24 protein-coding genes are annotated in these 22,803 nt (G+C 57.4%); 9 read left to right on the top strand and 15 right to left on the bottom strand.

Features of this window, described 5'->3' with window-relative positions; genetic code table 11:
- From LJD17_RS23470 to LJD17_RS23525, 12 genes are all read right to left on the bottom strand, one after another.
- On the bottom strand, positions 1 to 491 hold a 491-nt coding region (locus tag LJD17_RS23470; protein WP_227386624.1), incomplete at its 3' end, for an aminotransferase class I/II-fold pyridoxal phosphate-dependent enzyme.
- Positions 492 to 701: 210 nt separating this feature from the next.
- Positions 702 to 1,115: a DsrE family protein gene (locus tag LJD17_RS23475; RefSeq protein WP_227386625.1), complete on the bottom strand. Its 414-nt coding sequence runs from the start codon at positions 1,113 to 1,115 to the stop codon at positions 702 to 704.
- Positions 1,116 to 1,228: 113 nt separating this feature from the next.
- Positions 1,229 to 1,612 (bottom strand): c-type cytochrome, encoded by a 384-nt coding sequence (locus tag LJD17_RS23480; RefSeq protein ID WP_227386626.1) that lies wholly within the window; start codon positions 1,610 to 1,612, stop codon positions 1,229 to 1,231.
- 33 nt (positions 1,613 to 1,645) lie between these two features.
- Positions 1,646 to 2,527, bottom strand: coding sequence for an MBL fold metallo-hydrolase (locus LJD17_RS23485; protein WP_227386627.1), 882 nt, complete (start codon positions 2,525 to 2,527; stop codon positions 1,646 to 1,648).
- Between the two features lie 109 nt (positions 2,528 to 2,636).
- A complete protein-coding gene (locus LJD17_RS23490; RefSeq protein ID WP_227386628.1) occupies positions 2,637 to 3,326 on the bottom strand; it encodes a c-type cytochrome in 690 nt (229 codons plus the stop codon).
- Positions 3,310 to 4,599: a sulfite dehydrogenase gene (gene soxC / locus LJD17_RS23495; protein ID WP_227386629.1), complete on the bottom strand. Its 1,290-nt coding sequence runs from the start codon at positions 4,597 to 4,599 to the stop codon at positions 3,310 to 3,312. The genes LJD17_RS23490 and soxC overlap by 17 nt, the downstream gene beginning before the upstream one ends.
- 67 nt (positions 4,600 to 4,666) lie before the next feature.
- A complete protein-coding gene (soxB, locus tag LJD17_RS23500; protein ID WP_227386654.1) occupies positions 4,667 to 6,349 on the bottom strand; it encodes a thiosulfohydrolase SoxB in 1,683 nt (560 codons plus the stop codon).
- A gap of 26 nt (positions 6,350 to 6,375) precedes the next feature.
- Complete coding sequence (soxA, locus tag LJD17_RS23505; RefSeq protein WP_406600871.1) at positions 6,376 to 7,218, bottom strand: sulfur oxidation c-type cytochrome SoxA; 843 nt, start codon at positions 7,216 to 7,218, stop codon at positions 6,376 to 6,378.
- A gap of 76 nt (positions 7,219 to 7,294) precedes the next feature.
- Positions 7,295 to 7,630 carry a thiosulfate oxidation carrier complex protein SoxZ gene (soxZ, locus tag LJD17_RS23510; protein ID WP_227386631.1) on the bottom strand — a complete coding sequence of 112 codons (336 nt, stop codon included), beginning with the start codon at positions 7,628 to 7,630 and terminating at the stop codon, positions 7,295 to 7,297.
- A gap of 47 nt (positions 7,631 to 7,677) precedes the next feature.
- Positions 7,678 to 8,133, bottom strand: a complete 456-nt coding sequence (gene soxY / locus LJD17_RS23515) for a thiosulfate oxidation carrier protein SoxY (protein ID WP_227386656.1) — start codon at positions 8,131 to 8,133, stop codon at positions 7,678 to 7,680.
- Between the two features lie 59 nt (positions 8,134 to 8,192).
- Positions 8,193 to 8,669 (bottom strand): sulfur oxidation c-type cytochrome SoxX, encoded by a 477-nt coding sequence (soxX, locus tag LJD17_RS23520; RefSeq protein ID WP_406600872.1) that lies wholly within the window; start codon positions 8,667 to 8,669, stop codon positions 8,193 to 8,195.
- Between the two features lie 147 nt (positions 8,670 to 8,816).
- On the bottom strand, positions 8,817 to 9,389 hold the full coding sequence (locus LJD17_RS23525) for a thioredoxin family protein (protein WP_227386658.1): 573 nt from the start codon (positions 9,387 to 9,389) through the stop codon (positions 8,817 to 8,819).
- Positions 9,390 to 9,543: 154 nt separating this feature from the next.
- Here LJD17_RS23525 and LJD17_RS23530 point away from each other — a divergent pair, with 154 nt between their 5' ends.
- Positions 9,544 to 10,167 (top strand): hypothetical protein, encoded by a 624-nt coding sequence (locus LJD17_RS23530; protein WP_227386633.1) that lies wholly within the window; start codon positions 9,544 to 9,546, stop codon positions 10,165 to 10,167.
- A gap of 5 nt (positions 10,168 to 10,172) precedes the next feature.
- Here the strand turns inward: LJD17_RS23530 and LJD17_RS23535 are convergent, their stop codons facing one another.
- Positions 10,173 to 10,910, bottom strand: coding sequence for a cytochrome c biogenesis CcdA family protein (locus LJD17_RS23535; protein WP_227386634.1), 738 nt, complete (start codon positions 10,908 to 10,910; stop codon positions 10,173 to 10,175).
- A 71-nt stretch (positions 10,911 to 10,981) separates the two neighbouring features.
- Between LJD17_RS23535 and LJD17_RS23540 the strand changes: the two genes are divergently transcribed.
- The 4 genes from LJD17_RS23540 to LJD17_RS23555 all read left to right on the top strand — a co-directional run bounded on the left by LJD17_RS23540 (position 10,982) and on the right by LJD17_RS23555 (position 15,164).
- Positions 10,982 to 11,350 (top strand): thioredoxin family protein, encoded by a 369-nt coding sequence (locus tag LJD17_RS23540; RefSeq protein ID WP_227386635.1) that lies wholly within the window; start codon positions 10,982 to 10,984, stop codon positions 11,348 to 11,350.
- Positions 11,351 to 11,416: 66 nt separating this feature from the next.
- Entirely contained in the window at positions 11,417 to 11,758 is a 342-nt protein-coding gene (locus LJD17_RS23545) for an ArsR/SmtB family transcription factor (protein WP_227386636.1), read from the top strand.
- Between the two features lie 21 nt (positions 11,759 to 11,779).
- A complete protein-coding gene (locus LJD17_RS23550; protein WP_227386638.1) occupies positions 11,780 to 12,826 on the top strand; it encodes a YeeE/YedE family protein in 1,047 nt (348 codons plus the stop codon).
- Between the two features lie 388 nt (positions 12,827 to 13,214).
- Positions 13,215 to 15,164, top strand: a complete 1,950-nt coding sequence (locus LJD17_RS23555) for a methyl-accepting chemotaxis protein (protein WP_227386640.1) — start codon at positions 13,215 to 13,217, stop codon at positions 15,162 to 15,164.
- A 650-nt stretch (positions 15,165 to 15,814) separates the two neighbouring features.
- On the opposite strand, the gene LJD17_RS23560 is transcribed toward LJD17_RS23555, so the two are convergent.
- Positions 15,815 to 16,822: a LacI family DNA-binding transcriptional regulator gene (locus tag LJD17_RS23560; RefSeq protein WP_227386642.1), complete on the bottom strand. Its 1,008-nt coding sequence runs from the start codon at positions 16,820 to 16,822 to the stop codon at positions 15,815 to 15,817.
- A gap of 268 nt (positions 16,823 to 17,090) precedes the next feature.
- Here LJD17_RS23560 and LJD17_RS23565 point away from each other — a divergent pair, with 268 nt between their 5' ends.
- From LJD17_RS23565 to LJD17_RS23580, 4 genes are read left to right on the top strand one after another with little or no spacing between them, the layout of a single operon-like run.
- Positions 17,091 to 18,194 (top strand): ABC transporter ATP-binding protein, encoded by a 1,104-nt coding sequence (locus tag LJD17_RS23565; protein ID WP_227386644.1) that lies wholly within the window; start codon positions 17,091 to 17,093, stop codon positions 18,192 to 18,194.
- A 21-nt stretch (positions 18,195 to 18,215) separates the two neighbouring features.
- Complete coding sequence (locus tag LJD17_RS23570; RefSeq protein WP_227386646.1) at positions 18,216 to 19,190, top strand: ABC transporter substrate-binding protein; 975 nt, start codon at positions 18,216 to 18,218, stop codon at positions 19,188 to 19,190.
- Positions 19,191 to 19,218: 28 nt separating this feature from the next.
- On the top strand, positions 19,219 to 20,940 hold the full coding sequence (locus LJD17_RS23575; protein ID WP_227386648.1) for an ABC transporter permease: 1,722 nt from the start codon (positions 19,219 to 19,221) through the stop codon (positions 20,938 to 20,940).
- Between the two features lie 17 nt (positions 20,941 to 20,957).
- A complete protein-coding gene (locus LJD17_RS23580) occupies positions 20,958 to 22,097 on the top strand; it encodes an MBL fold metallo-hydrolase (RefSeq protein WP_227386650.1) in 1,140 nt (379 codons plus the stop codon).
- Between the two features lie 382 nt (positions 22,098 to 22,479).
- On the opposite strand, the gene LJD17_RS23585 is transcribed toward LJD17_RS23580, so the two are convergent.
- Positions 22,480 to 22,803 (bottom strand): autotransporter outer membrane beta-barrel domain-containing protein (locus tag LJD17_RS23585; protein WP_227386652.1); only part of this gene is annotated, 324 nt, incomplete at its 5' end.

Consider the following 22,803-nt stretch of genomic DNA (forward strand, 5'->3'; position numbering starts at 1 on the left):
TCGTTATGGCGAAAAATCGCCTTCTCGCAGCCGGACTGGCGCACGCCCTCGATCATCGAGTTGTGGTTGAGGGCGTCCGAGAGGATCAGGCAATTCGGAATCAGCTTGGCAAGGGTCGCGATGCCGGTCTGGTTCGACACGTAGCCCGAGGTGAAGACGAGAGCCGCCTCCTTGCCATGGAGGTCCGCCAGCTCCGCTTCCAGCCCCACGATCGCATGGGAATTGCCGGAAATGTTGCGCGTGCCGCCGGCGCCGGTGCCGATCCGCCAGGCGGTTTCCACCATGGCGCGGGTGACGTCGCGGTTCTGTCCCATCCCGAGATAGTCGTTGGAGCACCAGACGGTGATGGACCTCGGACCGGCGGGACTGTACCAGATCGCATCAGGGTAACGCCCTGCAAGGCGCTCGATATCCGCAAAGACCCGATACCGCCGTTCCGCCTGAAGACCCTCGAGCGCCGAGCGGAAGCAAGCATCGTAATCAGTGCGCATGTCCGTCATTTCTCCTTCCACTATGCTCGAAAGGTCCGGATGTGAACCGGTTGATCAGCGCATGCATACACAGAGCGTTGGCAATTCCACCATTGCATAGACAAACTTCCCGCCGTCAGCGGGGTAGGGATACAGTCTCTCTTTTACGATCACGAGCTTTCACTTAGGATCAGTCGGCACGCGATTGGACTGGTGCCGGAGATGGACCGATCACGGTCGCACATAGGTCCAACCACTTTCCTGAAGCTCCATTATATGAGCAACCCCTGTCTTGACGATTTTGGCCTGTGGCAGGATCGGGACCGCCTTTCCTTCTGCTTTTTCCAGAGTCGATATGGTGTTGCCGCAGGCTGTGAATGTTAGGTTAGGGAGGCTCTCAGCCATGGATTTGACGCGTGCCTTTACAGGTGAAGTATCGTCTCGCAGCATGTTCAGGCCTGGACCATAAGCCACGATATCAATCTCCACTTCATCTCCAAACTCAGTATAATGTTGAGAGACGTTAACGGCATTGCTGAGCGCAAGATTCATCACGGCGGGATCGTCCTCTGTCACCTGAATCACGACATGATGAACCTTCCGGTCTTCGTGCGTGGCAAGTGCGACACTGGCCGCAAGGGTCATTAGAACGCCCCAAAGTGCCCCTAACAGCCGGCTCTTGCGTCGCAATGTCATTTTAGTTTTTATCCTTCGATGTGAGGGATGCGGGCACGGCCAGCTGTCAGTGTCCCGTTCGATCACATTTTATTGCCATTGACATCGAACTGCTTGAGGTAGGCAATTAGATCTTTGACCCGTTGCTCGTCCTTGAGACCGGCATAAACCATCTTGGTGCCCGGCACCTTGGCCTTGGGATCCTTGATATAATCGGCAAGCGTTATCTCGTCCCACGTCAAGCCAGAGTTCTTATTGGCGGGTGAGTAATTGTACCCCTCTAACGCGCCTGCCTTGCGGCCGATTACACCATTGAGCATCGGGCCGACAGTGTTCTTGGCGGTCGGGCCGACCTGGTGGCAGGCACGGCATTGAGCAAAGACTTTCTCGCCATTGGCTGCATCCTGGGCTTGGGTTGAACCTACGAGAGCAAGAAGGCATAGGGCAGAACTGATTATTAGACGCATAGTCGACTCCAGAGTTTTTATCTTGACTCAAAGCTACATCGAAACGAAGCGATACGCAGTGCCGTTCCGTTCCACATATCCCTTCCCTGGCCATGGTAGATGGAACCCGATCAGGGGTAGGCGACTGTCTGCGAGCTGATCGAGAAGGCGACGGCGAGTTCCAGCCGCGACGTCCTGGTCGAGATCGCTGCCCCATGGCCAATCAGGTCGCGCAAACGACACGATCGAGTGGGTGAGGGCATCACCACCGATCAGAAGATGCTCGTTGTGGCTGTCTATGAGAATACTCATATGACCGGGTGTATGCCCTTCTGTGCCAAGATAAGTCAGACCCGGAGCAATGGTATCGCCAGAATTTCGACGCTCGATCCTGCTCTCAATTCGCTTGAGGATTCTCTGCGTTCCCCGTGCCATCCCGTGCAGAACTTCAGGCATTCGCGAGAGCGCGTCGGGATGTGTCCAGAAGTCCCACTCAGTGCTGGAAATAACGTAACTTGCATTCGGAAAGCGTTCAGTCTCGTCGAAATCGTCGATCACCCCCCAAAGGTGATCAGCATGGCCATGGGTGAATACCACCTTAGTGATCGCGCCGCGGTCAATTCCCGCAGCTTCCAAGTTGTCTGCCAGCCTGCCTGCAGTCGCTTGAAACGTCGATCCTGCTCCCGCGTCAATGAGGACAAGTTCATTTTGGGTCCTCACCAACGTGACGTTCGTCGGCGATGTTAGTTGGCGGGGTGCATCTATGCCGCTGGCTTTGAAAAGTGCATCCACCTCACTGCCTGACGTCCGAGGAAGCTGGAAAGCAACGGGTACTTCGAGGTGCCCATCGCTGATCACATTCACTGCAATGTCGCCAACCCGGATCGTGTGAGCAGCAGTCGTGGCCCACGCAGCGGATGCCAACGGGAGGGCCATGGCTGCGAGGCCTCCTGAGAGACCTCCGAGCACAGTGCGCCGTGTCAGTGCTATCGAGGAGATATGTACGATGTCCGTGAGATCCTTCGTCATCCGATCACGCATGACTCTACTCGACCTTGGGGCCCTTGCCCTCCTCAGGAGTGACGTCGAGGGCGCGGGCGCGACCAACGACCTTAGCCGATTCGCTTACGCAGTTTGTCATGCACGGTTCTTTCTTCCAAAAAGCCTTTTCGCTTGTCTCGCGATCGTCATCGAAGAAGTTCGGCTCGTTCGGCAGCTTCAAAGAAGTGAAGTTCTTCTCGTTCAACTCGAAGTTCTCATCTTTGATGATATCGCTGAGGGAGAGGACGTAGGCCGTAACCGCATAGAGCTCATCATTGGTGAGCGACTGAGCGTTGCCGTAGGGCATGGCCCTGCGGACATAGTCGATGACCGTAGACGCATAGGGCCAGTACGATCCGATGGACTTGACCGGATCATGGCCGGAGAGGGTACCCTCGCCACCGGACAAAATCGGCCAACGGCCTGCGCTTTCGCCAAATTCCCCGTGGCAGGCAGCGCAGCGTTCAACGTAGAGAGCTTCCCCGGCCTTGACCGTGCCCTTGCCGACAGGCAGACCGACCCCATCAGGTCGCACGTCGATATCCCAGCCGGCAATCTCCTCTGGGGTTGCTACCCGCCCGATCCCGAGATCGCGCGGAGCCTGAGGGATCGGCTTCGTTTGGGCAAAGGCCACGGCGGTCGCCGTGACGGCCGCCAAGCCGGAAGTCACGAGGAAGCTAAGAAACCTCGACATTCTCTACCTCCCCGCTAGAGCGCACATGCCACGTCTGAATACCATTGTTGTGATAGATCGAGTTGACCCCGCGGACCTGACGCAATTCAGCCTTGGTCGGCTGCACATAACCTGTTTCGTCCATGGCGCGGGATTGGAGGAGAAGTTCTCGCCCGTCCCAGTCGAATTCGTAGTAGAACCGGGTGAGGGCCTTATCCCAGACAGGCCCATCTAGACGGGCAGCTTGCCAGTTACGCCCGCCGTCAAGGGAGACATCGACGCGCTGGACTTTCCCCCGGCCAGACCAAGCAAGGCCGGCAAGGACCGTGAACCCGCGCTTGTGGTTGAGCGGAGCCTGTGGGCTTGGATTCGTGATCACAGACTTGGCGTCCATCACATAGGTGAAGCGGCGCGCCTTTCCACCCTCGAGCAGATCAGTGTACTTCGACGTCTCTTCACGATGATGCCAGGGCTGATCGCCCACCTCGATGCGGCGGATCCATTTGACCCACATATTGGCTTCCCAGCCGGGCACGACCATGCGGACTGGGTAGCCATTCTCGGGGCGAAGCATCTCGCCGTTCATGCGATAGGCAACAAGAGTGTCTTCTAGGGCTTTCTGAAGAGGCAGCGAGCGGGTCATCGCTGCTGCATCGCCCCCCTCCAGAAGAAGCCACTTGGCATTGGGCTTCACTCCAGCCTGTTCGAGCAGAATCTTCAGCGGCACGCCTGTATACATCACCGAGTGGATCATGCCGTGCGTGAACTGGCAGCCGTTGAGCTGGGCACCGCGCCATTCCATGCCCGAATTGGCGGCGCATTCACAGAAATAGGCGCGGTTGACCCGAGGCATGCGCTTAATGTCGTCAAGCGTGAAGATCAGCGGCTTCTCGACGAGACCATGAAGCATCAGGCGATAATCGGTTGGATTGACCTCTGCAATGCCACCGTGGTGGCGCTCAAAGCACAGACCATTCGGCGTGATCGGCCCATCGAGTTCATGGAGGGGGGTGAAGCTCACCGAACTCTCGCGACTGGCTGTGAGCCATTCTACGTCGCGGCGGATGACATTCGCCTCATGTTGTGACGGTTTGCCGTAGGCACGGACACCCACGCCTTCGCCTAGAAAACGCGACCAGTCCGGCACGTTCGGTGGCAGGTTTGCAGGATTGCCGACGGTTTCAGCCCGTGCGGGGAGAGACCCGCCAAGTGCGGCGGCCCCGCTGGCGACGAGGCCTGAGCGAAGAAACGCCCGGCGTGAGGCGAAGCGGGGATCGTCTGGATTGTCGACCATTTTTATCGTCCGAATTCTGCTCTTGTCTCGCCAAAACTATGCAAAAAACTGCATATGTTGATTAAATTCAAATCCCTTGGACTCGAACATGAGTCGTCTCCCTTGGGGCAACCGTCTTGCGCTTCTGAACGTGGTTCATGACCACGTCCCACACCGGCGGTCCCTCGGTGTTCTCATTGATGCTGGCCCAGCCCGCGACCGTATATTCCTTCGCCTGCTCAAGCAGCTGGCCGGTTCTCAGAAGCTTGAGGTCGCTGATCCGATCGCCGATGGGTTTGGCGACGTCGATCGTGTAGGATACGCCGCCGGCCCGGACCATGTCGCCGCCCTGCTGGTAATAGGGGTCGGGGTTGAACAGATTGTCGGCCACGTCTTCAAGAATCTCCTTCAGGCGTCCACCTGTCATGGTCATGCGGTAGGCTGCCGGATAGGTCATCGCGGTAGCGTTGTAGATGTCCTCGCGCGTGATCTCCTGGCCTGGCAGAAGGGATGTGCCCCACCGAAATCCAGGAGAGAGTGCAATCTCCGCATCACGCTCCGAAAGAAGCGCCTCGCAGATCACATCGTCGAGTGTACCGTTGAAGTTTCCTCGCCGGTAGAGAAGGGTTTCCGTATGACCGACCACTTCCCGCAGCATGGGCTCATAAGGCGCTCGCACATCTTTGATCTTCGCCGTCATCTGCGCATCAGGTGTGATGACGTCGGAGAAGATTGGAATGAGCTTGTACCGGTAGGCCTTAACCTCACCGCCCTGGACGTCGAGATCTAGACGTGACACGAACTTGCCGTGGCTTCCGGAGGCGACCAGGAGAGTTTTGCCGATCTGCACGACATCGGATAGCGCATCGTGGGTGTGGCCGGTCAGGATGACGTCGATCCCTTTCACCCGCGACGCAAGCTTACGGTCGACATCGAAGCCGTTGTGAGACAGCAGGACGACGAGTTGCGCGCCCTGCTGGCGCGCCTTCTCGACGTTGGCCTGAACGTCATCCTCACGAATGCCGAACGACCAGTTTGGGATCATCCAGCGCGGATTAGCGATGGGTGTGTAGGGGAAGGCTTGACCCAAAACAGCGATCTTCACGCCACCGCGTTCGATCATGGTCATCGGCTCGAACGCGGACTCGTTCCATTCGGTATCGCGAACATTGAGGCCGAGGAAGGGAAAGCCCAGGTCTTCAGCAATCTCCTTCACCCGGTCAGCACCGAGAGTGAATTCCCAGTGGCCGACCATGGCATCGGGCTTCAAGAGCTTGAAGCAATCCACCATATCCTGTCCCTTGGACACCAGGGACGTGTAGCTGTTCTGCCAAGTGTCGCCACCATCCAGTAGTACGACCCGATCACCGCGTTCGGCGCGAATCGCATTGATGACAGTTGCGATGCGATCGAGCCCGCCCATCCGGCCATAGGACTTGGCAAGAGCGGAGAAATCCTCCGAGGTGAGAGCATAGGCCTCAGCCGATCCGGTCGGAATCTTGTAAAGATCCAGAAGGGCCTTGCCCGTCACATGCGGCACCACCCCCTTCGCATCACCGACACCAATATTGATGGAGGGTTCCCGAAAAAGAATAGGGACGAGTTGCGCGTGAATGTCGGTGATGTGAACCAACGTCACGTTTCCGACCGGCTCAAACGCGAGCAGGTCGGATTGAGTCAGGCGCTGCTGCGCAAAGGCGCGTGTCCACTCGCCAGGGATGATGGCAGCAGCAGCAGCCGCGATCTGCAGAAATTCGCGTCTGGATGTCATCATCGCTCCTTCTCGTTACTCATCGGTCAGTTGCGCACCCCAGGCGTTTCGACCGGGAGACCGATGCCGCGCCAGGCTAAATAAAGCTCAAGAGCCACGAACTCATCCGACAGCGGCTTGTAGGGCTCGCCGCGGACATCGAAAATGCAACCCTCCATGCGCTCGTGAAGCGGGATCAGGCGCTGATCGCGCAAGCGATAGACCGGGAAGCCGTTGCTCTGCCCCTGACTCATGAAGTCGGCTCTTAAAAATTTGCCGTGGTTTTTCTCATGACAGCCGGCGCAGGCAAGATCGAGTTGACCGTTGCGCGTGTAGTATAGGTTTTTGCCCTTTTCAAACCAGGGCGTCATCGGCCCATCGACCTTGGGCGACACAGGCATCCCACGCGACTGAAGTCGAACATAGGCTGTCATATCAGTCAGTTCCTGCGATTTGAACTTCCATGGCTCGGCCTGCATCCGCTCCGTGCGGCACATATTGATCTGCTGCTCGAGGTTGACCGGCTTCTTGAGCACCTCGTTCCACTTGGGCATGGCGGCGCCAACACCCTTCATGGTGACTGGAGCATCCTGATGACAGCTGGCGCATGACTTGCCCGCCGCACCGTCTGGCTTCGACCACATTGCCTCCGCGCGTTCAATGGCCAGAAAACCGGGATTATTGAAGTCATCCTCCTGCATGGCCTGTGTTTCCTTAGTGCGGAAATGAATGCCAGAGATGATCTCCTGCAGGGGATGATCAGGGGTCGGAGGCTTGATACCTTTCCCCTGCCAGTCCGGATGCTCGAGCGCGCTCTGGGCCCAGGCAACGCCTGCGACGCCAATGAACCCAAGGGCCAGAGCTATGAGCGGGCGAATCGCAGATTGCATCTTCATGGATCGTCCTTGTGCGTGTCCTCGGTGAGAGCACCGCTCTTGCTGGCGGCTACCCTTCCTGTCGCGTTCCTCAGGTCACCTTGATCTGTTCCGTGGCTTCGATCTTCGAACCGTCGTCGTCGATCCAAGTAAACTTGAGCGTGCCAGACTTCCCAGGCTTGATCTTGAATTGGAAGTACGGATTCGCCGATACTGCCGGCTCCAGATCTGCGCCGAAGACCATCTCGCCATCGAGTTCACAGGTGAATTTGTTGATGATCTTGCGGGGGATGATGTTGCCCTGCGGGTCGCGGCGCTGGCCGGATTCCATGATGTGTGAAATCAGGCTCTTGATTTCGATTGTTTCGCCGGCCTTCACTTCTTTCCGATCGAGGCGGATGCGGGGCTTCGGAGCTGTTTCTGCCATAGTCGATAACCTTTAAATGAGAATGCGGGTGGTCTGCTGCTGAGTGCTTATCCGCCACAGCCGCCGATCGTGACCTTGACTTCCTTGGAAGCCATGTAAACCGAGCCGTCATTCATTTTGGCGACCGCCACGACATTCTGTGTCTCGGCCAAGCGGATCCGCGTGTTGGCCTCAGGCACGGCGGATGGCGAGAAGTGAAATGTGATCACGCCAGCGCGGGGATTGCCGTCGGCGATGATGAGGACATCTTTGACGTAGGAGTCCTTCGTCATCGGGCTCTCGATTGACACGGTGACAGGAACCGTATTGCCGTTCTCGGCAATTTCAGGAAGCTCAAGCTTCACCTTAGCTTTCTCCGGCGTTTTACCACCGGCGAAGCTCTTGATCGCTTCCTCGGCATCATTCTTGGCCAGCGCGGCGGTCGGCCGTAGAGGGAGGGCCAGACCTACAATTACGCCTGCTCCTAGGCCGAAAGCTTGCCGGCGACTGATTGCGTTGTTCATGTTCTTGTTCTCCCCCAGTTCAATTTTGAACAATAGATTATAACTTGCGGCGGCATCCGTCATTTCAGAGTCGAAAGGTAGGCGACAACGTCCTCGACTTGTTGAGCAGTCAGAATGGGCTTGCCTACAAACTGGTCACGAACACGGTGCAAGCCCTCCGTGCGGTGGAAAGCCGGCATCACAGTCTCTTCCGTGAAAACCTTCTTTGGATTGACAATGATCATTCTCAGCTTCGCCTCGTCCCAGCGGGACGCGACACCGTCGAGGGCAGGGCCGAACTCGCCGTGAAACTCTTCCGACCGAAGCGAGGAGATCTGATGACAGGCGAGGCAATTTCCAAGACGCCTCCCGGCCACGACCTTAAGTCCCTCCTGGGAGTCTCCACGCTTCGCCGTAAGGGGCTTGGGAATGCTCGCAACACCATCGACCTCGACGATCTCATACGAGGCGGTCGCAGACGGGGGTGGTGAGGCTGGCGCCGGGGTTCCTGCCGGGATCGATGGGCTCTGGGCGAAAGCCAAACCGGCATAGACCATGAAGGCCGCGGAAGCGGCAATGCTTGACTTCATCGGACGATTCCTCGGGTGCCGTCTATCGCGGCTTTCTACATGTCATTCAAACATGCGAATTTATGCAAGTGTTCGCTAAGTCAGCGCTCTTGTCAACTACCAGCTTACCCTCCGTTAATTCGAAGAGCGAAGATAGTCGCGGAGGGAACCGCGCTCGTAGGCCTTTTCTGCAACGAAAGTAAAGAGCTTCAGGAAATCCTGGGGCTGTAGATAGCCTTGCGTGCGAACGACCTCCCGATCGCGTGGCTTCTTGCCTGCGAGCCCCATGGATTGGTCGGAAAAGAACTGGAATGTTGGGGTAAAGCGAATGCCATACTTCTCGGCGATCCGCTTTTCGGAGAGTTTCTCACCGTCGAAATCTGTAACTTCACGCGAGCCAATGATGTTGAGCTGCAGAATCTCGAAGCGCTCCTTCACGAAGGCCTCGATCTCCGGCTTCGCCAAATTCACCAAATGAGTTTCCTTGCAATAGGGGCAGCCTTTCAATTCCCACATGACAGCGAAACGTTTGCCCCTCCCAGTAGCTTCATCGAGGTCAGGCCCCAACTCCAGAAAGCTCTCAAGGAACCAAGGCTGCCGGTAGAGCCCGTCTTCTGTCAGGAAGGCCTCCGCGGTAGCATCGCGGGGCAGAGAGCCGCCAAGGGCGGTCGTTGCGATACTGGCAAGCACTGAGCGGCGGGACAACATCATGGACCTCCTAATATTCATTTTTCTGCAAGTGTAGGCTCGAATACGCTGAGGGGCAATCGAGAGGGGGCGAGCGATGAGGCGGTGGCTCTTAGGTCTTGTATTGGGTTGTTCTTTCGTTCACGGGCCGGCCCGGGCCATGGATAGGAACGAGATGCACGTCGCTCTGGAGCAGATTCAGACCCATCGGCGTGTGGCCCTCGGCTATCTCCAAACCGGGAACGCCGAGCTTGCTCTTGTTGAGATGGAACGTTTCAGGGATCTTTTGAAATCTGACAGCTCAGGGCAAACTTGGACGGAGCCGGACGCACTCGCAGCTCTTGCACGAGCGCGGGCCGCGGTCGTGCAGGGGATCAAAGCGGCAGAGATCGGAGACCTGGATCGGGCAGGGGCTCTGGTGGCGGAGGCAAGCAGGGACCTCGATGCTTGGCGTCAAGATGCTGGCTTTGCTCTATTCTCAGACTGCATCGTCAAGGCAAGCCGCACCTATGAAGCTCTTGATATTTATCGGACGAGCCGACCTGATCTCGCCGAACCATCCGTCCGGCGGCACATCCTCGAGGCGGCGGTCGCGACAGAGCGGGCGCTCGCCCGCTGCAATTCCGAGGCTCCACCGGAGGTCCGAACCGAGCCGGAGTTCCGGCGTCTCGTGGATGGCTTCACAGCGAGCTTGAGGCTAGTGGCCGAGGCGACCGAAAAACAAGACAAAGACTATCTTTATCGACTTCTGATCGAGCAGCGTGCGTTCGACCGTCTCTTGGCCTTCCGCTTCGGTTAGAGGTGTCACCCGATCCGGCCAAGCGCCGGGATATTCTCCAGTAGCCAGCCCCCGACCATCGGCATGGCTCCCATGAGGATCAAAAGGCCTGTGCCGACCAGAGCGCTCCCCATGACTTTCTCCATGATCCCCAGATGGCGCTTGAATCCCGAAAGCCAGCGCAGGAATGGACCTGTGAACAGTGCTGCGCCGAGGAATGGAACCCCAATCCCAGTAGCATAAGCCGCGAGCAGGCCAGCACCATGGCTGATCGAGTCTTCAGTACCGGCAATCATCAGCACGGAGGCGAGCACGGGTCCGACACAAGGGGTCCAGCCGAATGCGAAGGCGAGTCCGACCACAAAGGCGCCGATCACGCTCACTGGACGGCTGGAGACAGTGAACCGGGCCTCCCGCATGAGGAGGAGCCAGTGAAAGGCGCCCAGCATGTGAAGGCCGAGAATGATGATGATCAGACCGGCAATCCGCGACAAGAGAGCCAAATGCTCGGAAACAAGCCGGCCCAGAGTCGAGGCCCCGGCACCAAGGGCAATGAAAACCAATGTGAACCCGATCACAAAGGCAAAGGCGCGGATGAAGGCCCGGCCCGTGACGGCAAGTGTCGTGCCGGGCTCGGTCAGCTCATCAAGGGAAGTGCCCGCGAGAAAGCACAAATACGGTGGTACGAGCGGCAGGATGCAAGGGGAGAGAAAAGACAGGATGCCCGCGCCGAATGCGGCGAGAAGTCCGACATCCATGTCCATGAGCAAATTCCCTCTCGATCATATTCGATTTTCGTTATATATTGTTCGGTGGATATACGGAAGAGCTTGGCGTGACCCGTTCCGTTTGGATTTTTGCGAACCTTCTGATAGTGGCGCTTGGTCTCAGCGTTCAGGCGAGTCAGGCTGCCGAACTCGTGATGGTCCGCCGGTCAGGCTGTCCCTACTGCCAGACTTGGGACCGCATGATCGGCCCGGTTTATTCGAAGAGCGATATCGGACGGCAATTTCCAATCCGGATGGTCGACCTTGACCGCGACCCACCGTTGGAGGCAAAGCTTGATCGCGCAGTCTACTTCACTCCCACCTTTATCCTTGTCGAGGAGGGGCGAGAGGTAGGGCGGATCGAAGGCTATCCTGGGGAGGACTTCTTCTGGGGACTGCTGGAGAAGTTGGGCCGGAGCCTACCTTCTCGATCTTGAGGCAAAGCACTATCTGGAGCCCTGCCTAGACGACACCGGGCGAGCTCAGTTTTTGAAGGTACCCTCATGCGGGTCGCGATTGGCGAGAAGTCGAAGGACAAGAACGTTCAACAGGATGTCGATGCGCTTCTTGCCAATGCGCGAGAGGCCAGTGAATTCCTAAAGGCTCTCTCCCATGAGGCCCGTCTCGTCATTTTGTGCCTACTGGTCGATGGCGAGAAATCAGTTTCGGAGCTTGAAGATGTTTTGAGTCTGCGGCAGCCTGCCGTGTCTCAGCAGCTGGCCCGACTGCGTGCCGATAATCTCGTGGAGACGCGGCGTGACGGCAAGAATATCTATTACTCCCTTGCCCGGCCCGAGGTGAAAGACCTGATCAGTGTCCTGCACCGAACGTTCTGCAAAACATAATATGCGGCTATTGATTGGCAAATGATCGAGGGACTAGCGCCACACCTTATTCGGGCCGGATTGGGTTTCGCCGCAGGTCTTACGCTTGGAATGATCGCCCGCCACGGTCGGTTCTGCACCCTTGGCGCCATCGAAGATGCCGTTTACGCCGGTGATACCAAGCGCCTTCGCGCCTGGGGGCTTGCGATCGCGATTGCCATGGTAGGAACCCACCTGCTTGGCACTTTTACGGACTTTGAGCTCTCCCGGTCTATCTATGTCAGTTCTCGCTTTGAATGGGCCGGAGCTGTCGTTGGTGGGCTCATGTTCGGTCTCGGCATGGCGCTGGTCGGGACTTGTGGCTTTGGAACGCTCTTGAGGCTTGGCGGAGGGGACCTGAAGGCGCTGTGGACATTCCTGGTCATCGCCATCTCAGCCTATATGGCAATGCGAGGAGTGACGGGCCTGTTGAGAGTCCGACTACTCGATCCGCTTGCGTTGAACCTGTCGCCCAGCCCATCGCAGACGATCGGTGATCTGATGCACCTTTCCAGAGCCGGCAATCGCCTCCTGGTTGCGGCTATCGCCGTAGGACTTCTCGCCTTCGTCCTAGCTGATCGCGCTTTCCGCCGGGCTAGGAAACTGATCGTGACCGGCAGTGCAATCGGCGCTCTCGTCATTGTCGGCTGGTGGATTACCGGGGTCCTTGGCCAAGATCCATTCGAGCAACGCCGGGTAGAATCCTTTACCTTCGTCGCTCCTCTAGGGGAGACACTCATCTACGCGATGCTGGCATCTGGCGTTCCCTTGGACTTTTCCGTCGGCTCGGTACTCGGTGTCGTGGGAGGCGCCTTTGCGGCGGCCCGCATTGCCGGTGATTTCCGCTGGGAGGCGCCGGACGATGTCCGGGAGACCAAGCGCCATCTGCTCGGTGCGTTCCTCATGGGAACGGGCGGAGTGGCAGCGCTCGGTTGTACGATCGGTCAAGGCGTAACCGGAGTGTCCACGCTCTCAGTTGGTTCAATCTTGGCGATTATCTCAATTTTGATCGGGGCCCGCTCAGGACTTTATTGGCTTGTTGAGCGGTGATCCCTTTATAGGCCGCCAGAGGCACGTTCTTGCCATGCAATGATTAGTATACAACGCGCCCATCTTTAGAAGCTGAATCTGATATATCTGTACAAGACATTTCAAATTTACAGCAAAATGCAGATCTAATATTGCAGTATAGATATATGTGGTTAGTGCCACTAAGAGACTATAACTAAAAATTTCAAAGCCCAAATTGTAAATTACACATACGCAATCAGCATTGATCGATTTTCACACATTTTTACTAAAAATGTGGCCACAGAGAGTCTGGGATATTGTAAATATGATTTCATATATTCAATTTCAGGAATTTAAGTGCTTATAAACTTTTGAGGCAGAAGATATTCCATGTAACGCATATAATAAATTTCTTGGGGGACATACAATGCGTCTTCAAACCCGCCTTACGGCGACTATTTGCTCTGGTTTGGGTATTGCGGCAGCCGCATGCTTTGTTACCAGTTGGTGGTTCGCGGACCAGCTCATAAACGAGAGTCTCCAGAATCGTCTGACTGCCGAGACAACTCAAATCACCGCCAAGATTCAGGATGAGTCCGCCCGCGCCATGTCGTTGGCCCGATTTGTTGCGTCGATGCCAAACGTCGTTGAGGCTTTTACAACTGGGGACCGTGAGCAGTTGCAGGCGCTTGTCGGCTCAACGTTTGCGCCTATGAAAGCGGATGGTGTGGAGCAATTCCAGTTTCATACTCCCCCTGCCACTTCGTTTCTACGCGTCCATTCTCCAGCAAAATTCGGCGATGACCTCTCGAGCTTTAGAAATACGGTAGTGGAGGTCAATCGCACTCTCAAACCTGTTATGGGCCTTGAATCCGGGGTTGCCGGTGTCGGTATTCGCGGTATCTCGCCTTTGGCGCAGAATGGCAAACATGTGGGATCCGTCGAATTCGGAGTGACCTTCGGGCAGGATTTCGCAAAACAGCACCTGCAGCGGACGGGTGGTCGCCTTGCGGTTTTCCTGAAGCAGAAAGATGGACTCACGCAACATGCCTCGACTTTCCCCGAAAGCTTCAAATTCGCTCCTGAAGAACTCGCCGCGTCGTTGACGAGCCGGAAAGTGGTGCCTAGCGTGGAAGTGGACGACAAGGCATCAGCTGTGGCGATCGAGCCATTAAAGGACTTTTCCGGTCATACCATCGGCGTCGTAGCCGTTGCGGTAGATCGGACCGATCTTGATAAGATCTGGGCGTCTGCGATGACAGTATTCGGTACCGTCTCAGCTTTGATGCTCGGGCTCGGGCTGGCCATTGCATGGTGGCTACAACGGGACATCAGTCGCCCCCTGCAGATCGCCACGAATGCAATGACGGAACTCACGGCCGGTCGAATGGATGTCGAGGTCAAGACGACATCGCGTATCGATGAACTCCTGGCAATGGTGAGCGCTATCCAAGTCTTCAAGGACGCATTGATCGCCAAGATCAGAGCGGATGAGGCCTCCGCACTGGAGGCCGATGCAAAGATGAGGCGCGCCCAAACTCTGGACCAATTGACGAAGCAATTCGAGCGAAATGTTTCGGCGTTGACCCAGGGCTTGTCGTCCGCTGCGACCGAAATGGAAGCAACCGCCCGGTCGATGGCTCACGTTGCGGATCAGACGACCCAACAATCCGTGGGCGTGGCCTCTGCGGCTCAGCAAACGTCATCCAATGTTCAGACCGTTGCAGCTGCGACCGAAGAGCTCTCGATTTCAATCCGCGAGATCACCTCCCAAGTTGCTGAGTCGTCGCGCATTGCTACCGAAGCTGTGGACGAGGCTAGGCTTACGGACGTCACGGTTCAGGCTCTCGCGACGATGGCCGACAAGATCGGTACGGTCATCCAACTGATCAACAACATCGCGGGTCAGACCAATCTCTTGGCCCTCAATGCCACCATTGAGGCTGCGCGCGCAGGGGAGGCTGGCAAAGGCTTTGCGGTCGTGGCCTCGGAAGTGAAGGAACTCGCGAACCAAACCTCGAAGGCAACTGAAGAAATCGCCGCTCAGATCGCCGCCATTCAGCAGGCAACGGGTGAGTCCGTCGGCGCAATTCAGAGAATCGGCCGCACCATCGGTCAGATGTCTTACATTTCGACTATGGTTGCCACCGCCATGGAGGAGCAAGGAGCGGCGACCGCTGAGATATCCCGCAACGTGCAGGAGGCCGCACGAGGCACTGAACTCGTGACTGGGAATATCACGGACGTGCAGCAAGGCGCGGGAGAAACCGGGGCTGCGGCCTCACAGGTGCTGTCGGCAGCGCAGGAGCTGTCTCGTCACTCTGAGAATCTCAATCGTGAGGTTCAAGCCTTTCTCTCTGACGTCAAGGCCGCCTAGTCGTCTCGCCTAAGATGCCACCATTGGTGATCGTTCACAAATGGGCGGAAGCGCCGAGCGACAGACCGCTCGCCTGCAAAGAATGGCCAGATCATTTGTCTGGCCATTTTGCTTAGCAGCCCGGCGTTCCCAGCAATCGACCGGATCTCATTGATGACGATCCTTAGAATGGCGCATGTGGATAAGCAGGTAGCAGCTGAATGTGGCTCATGGATCTTGCACCGATGTTGAGCTCTCAGCAGCGGATGAGTCCAATGAGAACATGCCTGTGATCCGTTGTCGGGAGAGCAACCCACTCTGCGTCGCGCTGCCCGACGAGGATGCGGGATGTTACCTCTTGATGAAGGAGCACATTGCCTACTCGCATGCTGGGCTCTGAATCGTACACACGAGCTAGACCGAAAGAAGTGCCTGCTCGTAGCTCGTCGGCGGGGTAGGAGCCTTCCTGTTCCGTTTCAGAGCGACGCGTTTGGAGCCGATCGTGGTCTGGCCCGATCAACGACAGAGTGGCTGGACCGCGCTGTCGACCATGGGTGTTGAACATGAAGCCCGGCCGCTTCCGTTCACCCTTCTATAAGGCTCCTCTTGGTGGAAGAGCGAACCTGAACTTCCTACGCCAGTGCCTGGATCCGAAAACCTAAATGGTCTGGTTAAACCGTGGTTGGGGCCCGTACGGTTGCTCGTTCAATAAGGGTCGCCGGTAGAATTCGGCGGATTGGTCGACTGTTGCCGCCCCTTACATCCCGGTCAATGGCTGCCAGAACCGCGTCGGTGAGTTCATCAAGCGGCTGGCGAATGGTCGTGAGTTGATAAGCGCTCCAATTCGCCTGTGGAATATCATCGAAGCCGATGACAGAAACCTCCTCCGGAACCCGGCGCCCCATGTCGCGCGCCGCGTCGAGAAATCCAAGCGCAAGAAGATCGGTAACGCAAAAGACGCCGTCGACGGTCTCTGTCGCCAGGAGATCCCGCGCCGCGAGTTGCCCGGTCTCGTAGCTCATAACCCCTTGCGCCCAAATCGCCGGCTCGAGTCCCGCTTCGAACATCAACTTAAGGAACTCATTGCGACGCCGCGCCTGGCTTTGCGTACGAGCGCTGCTGCTCACCACCGCCGGAAAGCGGCAGCCTGCCATGATCAGACGCTCAGCTGCTTGACGCACGCCAGCCACGTCGTCGCTCAGGATGGTATCGGTTTCCACGTCCGTCTGCCGATTGACAACGATGACCCTAACGCCATTGGCAAGACATTCGTCAATAATAGCGCCCGGTGGGGCACCGGACATGATCACGATGGCGCGCACCCGAAATTCGAGAACCTGTTCGATTAAAGGCGAAATATCATGCTGCGCATCGGCGGCGTTCAAAAGAAGACACTGCATGCCACGTTGCAGAAGGCCTCGGCTCAGTTGATCGAGCTGCCGTGCCGCGAACGGCGTCGATAGGTTCGAACCGACAACCCCGACAATTTGGGATTGATCGGCGCTCAAATTCTGCGCCAGCTTGTTCACCCGGTAGCCTAAGGCCTTGGCAGCCTCCTCGACCCTTTGACGCACGTCGGGCGCCACGCTCGCACCTTCCGTAAAAGTGCGCGATACGGTGGACCGAGAAACTTTTGCGAGGGCCGCAACTTCTTTTGCGGTAACGAAGCTCTTTGTCATGCTCCCTTCATATACTTGATCTTGATGGCCTCTCAAAGACCCCGAATACGAATCATACCCTCATTTGCACCCGCGTTCATAAAATCCGGAGAGGTCGCCATTTGTGAAGCAGATTATGTAGGGCTCTTGCGAGCAAATTCGAAAATTAATGAGACATATCAAATAATTAATGGCGAAAGATTTAAGCTTGCAGTGGACTTGCTTTGTTTACACCCGCGTGCAAACATGCAGAAAACACGCTGCCTGAGCAGTGAACAGGGAGGATGCAATGGCCGATCTTTCCATTGCCCACGTGCGTAAGCGTTTCGGCGAGTTCGAAGCGTTGAAGGATGTCAGCTTGCACGTCGCCGATGGTGAGTTCGTTGCCGTGCTCGGCCCCTCGGGGTGCGGCAAGACGACGTTGCTGAGAACGATCGCCGGCTTTGAGGCAATCGACAGCGGTACGATCACAATCGGATCACACCCGGTATCCTCGGCGAAAGTCCACGTCGCTCCGGAACATCGCAATATCGGTATCGTCTTTCAGTCCTACGCCTTGTGGCCTCATATGAGTGTTGCCGAGAATGTAGGGTACGGCCTTAAAGTGGCTCGTGTGCCCGACGCCGAGCGTACGCGGCGGGTACGTGATGCCCTTGCCTTGGTAGGATTGACAGGCCTCGAAACACGGCCGCCGGCTATGCTGTCCGGCGGACAACGCCAGCGTGTTGCTTTGGCACGGTGTCTCGTCACGTCGCCGACACTGGTACTTCTCGACGAACCGCTTGCCAATCTCGACGTCCATCTACGCGCGTCCATGGAAGACGAGTTCGCCGACTTCCACAAGCGAACCGGAACGACAATGTTCTATATTACTCACGATCAGGCCGAAGCCATGGCGCTTGCAGATCGTATCGTCGTGATGGATCACGGCGTTGTCATGCAGATCGCGACACCAGAAGAGCTGTTTCGTCGTCCTGCAACTGAGATGGTGGCTCAGTTTATCGGCCAGGGGCTCATCGTTCCGGCGAATGTTCGCTCCGTCGGCGGCGGGCGTTGCATGGTGCAGGTCCTTGGCGCTGATATTGCGGCTCGCTGTTCATCCGAGCAGCGGACCGGCGATGGCTTCCGTCTGTGCGTAAGGCCACGGGAGCTTCAGTTCAGCGCATGTGGCGATGGATTTGCCTGCCGCGTTACGCGCGTCATCTACCAAGGTGGATACTACCGCGTCGAAGTCATGCCTGAAGCCGATCCCAATTTGCGCTTTGTGATCCATCGGGCAGACGATCAACCGATCGAGAACGGAGACCTAGTCAACGTCGTCATCACTGACGGCTGGATCATTCCTCATTCCGTCACTGCCACGTCATCCGCCATAGAATACGCCGCAGCGTAAGTGCGGTAGGGAGAATCCATCATGAAACGCCTTCTGACTGCTTCTCTTCTTGCCCTTCTCAGCGGGACGGCTTTTGCAGCACCAAGCGGCAAACTCGTCGTTTATACCTCCCAGACGCCTGAAGTCGCACAGCAGACCATAGACGCCTTCAAGGCGAAGTACCCGGATGTAGCCGTCGAGTGGATCCGTAATGGCACGGCACAGCTCATGAACATTCTACGGGCCGAGGTCGCCGCCGGAGATGTAAAGCCAGATGTTCTGTTCGTCGCCGATACGATCAATATCGGACAGCTGAAGCGCGAAGGCCGCCTGTTACCTTACGCTGAGGCGCCCACCACACCTTATGACAAGGCCTTTCATGATGCCGATAGAACCTATTTCGGCACCAAGATTGTAGCGACCGGAATCGCATACAACACCAAAACGGCAAAGCGGCCGACAAGCTGGAGCGATCTGACCGCACCCTCAATCAAGGCCCAGGTCGCACTGCCAAGCCCGCTTTATTCCGGCGCAGCACTCAATCATCTGCATACCGTCGCTGCTTCGCCAGAGATTGGGTGGTCCTTTTATGCAGCGCTTGCCAAGAATGGCGTCGCACCCGTGGGCGGGAACGGGCCGGCCCTTAACGATGTGGCAGGCGGTCGTGCCACTTATGGGATCATTGCCGATGGCGATGTGATGCGGGCCAAGGCGAACGGATCACCGGTTGACTTCGTCTATCCAAAGGAAGGGGTATCCTATATCACGGAGCCTGCTGCGATCTTGAAAACAGCGCGCAACATAGAAGCCGCCAAAGCTTTCATCGATTTCCTTTTGTCGAAAGAAGCGCAACAACTGGTGGCGCGCCAGGGCAACATTCCAATCCACCCGGAAGTGCCAGCACCCGAAGGATTTCCCAAGCTGACCGATATCAAACTTCTGCCGCTCGATGTTGGCCAGGCGATCAATACCGATAAGGAAGTGAAGGAAAAGTTCAGGGACATCTTCGGCGGTTGATAAGAACGAGATGACACGGATGGCCTGGATGAAGTCGAAATCGCTGACCTTGTCCCTGAGGGACCGCGCGGTGAGAACAGAAATTTCCGTCCTTACCGTGCTTCTCGTCTTCGTCACGGCTGTCGCCGTTGCACCCCTGTCCCGACTTCTTTTCGAAGGCATCGCTCCCAGCGGCGTCTTCGATTGGGGCCGGATTCAACGGATATTCAACCAAGCGTCGGTGTGGCGAGCGGCGGTGAATACCCTGATCATGGCGACCGGGAGTGCTGCCCTCGCGACGCTCATCGGCGCATTGCTTGCCGCCGCCGTCGCAGTGACCGATATTCGCACCAAAGCATCACTGGTCTTTTGTGTCATTCTTCCGTTAATGATCCCGCCTCAAGTGGCAACTCTTGCCTGGATCAATTTATTCGGATCGTCGAGCACACTTTTGAGCATGCTTGGGCTCGCCGCGGAGGCGGGCACCCGTCATCCGCTCTATTCCCTCGAAGGCATCATCATCGTCCTTGGCCTACACAACGCTCCGCTTGTCTTCCTTGCCGTGCGTGCGAGCCTTCGTGCCTTGCCGTCCGACCTTGTCGAAGCGGCGCGCTCGGAGGGTGCCTCCCCATTGCGCGCTTTCCTCAGCATCGTGCTTCCACTCGCCCGTTCGGGCCTCATTTCCGGAGCTGCTCTGGCCTTCGTTTCAGCCGCAGGTAATTTCGCGGTACCGGCCATGCTTGGCATTCCGGGCCGGGTGCCAACTCTGATCACGCTCATCTACCAGCGGCTTTCTGATTACGGCCAAGAGGCTTTCGCCGATGTGGCATTATTGTCCCTGTCCCTGGGGGCCATCGCCGTCAGCGGCCTTCTTTTTCAAAGTTGGCTGCTGCGTCGCAGGGACATCCGCATCACAAGTCTTACGGCGACTCCCTTGCGTTTTTCTCTCGGTCCCTGGCGCCGCCCGACGGAAATTGCGTGCTGGGTCTTCGCGCTGGGCGTGCTCGTTCTCCCTTTACTTGCTCTTCTTTCGACAGCTCTCGTCTCTGGTTACGGCCAGGCATTGACCACTGAGACGGCGACCTTGAAAAACTTCACCAATGCGCTCTTCCATCACACGATGATTCGCGGCGCTTTCATGACGAGCGCATGGCTCGCGGCCGCAACGGCTGTCATCTTGACCATCGTCGGCATTCCACTTGCCTATTTTATTGTCTGGCGGCCGAATTCTCTGGTGCGAGTGGCGAGCGCGGTACTCGAAGTCGGCTATGCGCTACCTGGAACGCTCGTCGCCCTCGCCGCGATCCTCCTACTCATTAAGCCGATCCCAATCATCCAGGTCAGCCTGTATGGCACGCCATGGATCATTCTTCTCGCCTATCTCACCAATCGTAGCGTGCTTTCCTTGCGTCCTATCGTGTCCGGCTTCATGCAACTCGATCGTTCTCTCGAGGAGGCTGCGCGGGTGGTAGGCGCAGGATTCTTCCGACGGTTGCGGGACATCATTATTCCCCTCGTTGCCCCGGCGGCAGGGGCAGGCGCCATCCTGGTGTTTCTGACCGTTCTAACCGAGATCCAGGTTTCGGTGCTTCTTGTAACATCGAGTACGCGCACCATCGGCGCATCGGTTTATTTCCTGGAAGAAAGCGGGGCGACGACCCTGGCGGCTGCTGTCGGAGTGCTGATCGTTGTCGCTGTGTTTTGTCTCATGTTGTTTGTCTCGTCCTTCAAGGATCGCCTCCCGAAAGGCATTCTGCCCTGGGCGGAATAGAAAGGCCCTCAAAGGTTATGGTTGAATTACCGACCGAAGTGCTCGAAACACAGGAGCGCCGGCCCGCCTCCACGGCTCGGCTGACGGTGATCAGCGGCGTTGGCGGGAAACTACCTGCCTGCTTCCTTGTCGAATACGATGGCATTCGCCTTCTGCTCGATCTCGGCGAGGGGCCGGAACCTGGTGTCAGGCCCGATCTCGGCCGAATTAATGGACCTGTGGATGCAATCCTTCTCTCGCATGCTCACGAGGACCACGCCAACGCTCTCGATTGGCGTGATCGGATCGGCAATCCGCCGGTTTTTGCGACGCAAGGCACCTGGGACTTGCTTCCGTGCGATCTGGTGCCGGGCGAAGATCGACAGCTTCTGCCGGATCGAGGCACCTTTCAGATCGGCAGCATCCCTATCACCACCGGGCGATCCGGACATGCCCCAGGCGGAATCTGGGTGCACTTAGCTCTCGGTGGCGGGCTTCTCTATACGGGCGATTACACGACCGAATCCCATTTTTATCCCTTCGATGCGCCGCCCCCGGCAAAGACCCTGATCGTCGACGCATCCTACGGTGACTACGACCTCGGTATCGACGATGCCATCGACGAGATTGCACGACGTGCCAAATCCGGGGTGGTCCTTCCTGTCCCAGAGGGTGGACGCGGTCCTGAAATGGCGGTTCGTCTTATGGAGCGCGGTCTTTCGAAGCCGTTCCTTGACGCTCCCCTGCGCGATCAGGCAGAGCGGGCGATGGCAGGACAGGACACGACCGTCGCGGTGACAGCGCGAAACAGGCTACATGCCGTCTATGGAACCGGCTTTCCTGCAAAACCCGATCCAACCGGGATAACGATTTGCACAGATTCCAACGCCGTCACTGGGCTATCAGCTCAATTGCTGGCGCAATGGGGCGATGATGCGCCGTTTGTTTTTACCGGACATGTTCCGCCGGGAACTCCAGCGGCGGCATTCCTTGCTGAGGGACGGGCAACTTGGCTGCGGTGGAATGTTCACCCACGCCGCAGCGACGTGGTCGCTTTGGCACATGAGACAAGCGCTGAGCAGATCTTGCTGGCTTTTGTAGAGCCCTGCAAAACACAAGGGCTACAGCACGATTTGGCGCCGCGGCGGATCCTGTGGGGCAAGGTCATTGACCTTTGATCCGCTACGTCCATCAATCCGCGAGGATAACCTTATCCAAGCGTGTGTCGAAGCTCTGGGGCAACAATATCCGCTTACTGCGAGGTTTGCCACATTGCAACTCGCGGTCGCCAACGATGGTGAGGATCCCCACGGGGGGCGACCAGGGCAATGGATCCGGACTGTGCCGATCGGTTGTGGTCCTTGTGCGAGCACCTAACCGGGCTCGCCTGGCTGAGTGATCCATTCGCACTATGAAGGTCCGCAACGGCTCAACCTTGTACCTTCCGGCCGTCCAACGAATGTCGGCTCATGACCGCTGAAGTAGACCAAGCTCGCACTTCTCAGGAGTGCCAGGAGGGGACATTGCAGCAAGCTAATCAGCTGTTGTTGACGCCTACGCTCACCGCGTTTCGAACATCCAGGTGAGGTTGCCCTTGAGGGAATGCTCCTGCGCCCTCGCGCCGATCTGGCCGGCATAGCTCGCCCCCAGGCTCAAGCTCCGGCTCGCCTGCCAGGAAAGCCCCGCTTCCGCCACCAGCGCATCCCGGTCCACCGGCACCCCCGACACCGCAAACGGGCTCGCCCCGCCGGCAAACGCCAGAAGGGTCGAGGGCACGACATCGCCATAAGCATGCCGCCAGCCAATCAACCCTTTCACCGTCAGCGGCATCTCGGCACTCAGCCGCGCTTCCGCCCGCACCCCCAGCGTCGTGGTGCCCAGCTC

This window comes from Microvirga rosea, from assembly GCF_020595095.1.
Taxonomy (GTDB): domain Bacteria; phylum Pseudomonadota; class Alphaproteobacteria; order Rhizobiales; family Beijerinckiaceae; genus Microvirga; species Microvirga rosea.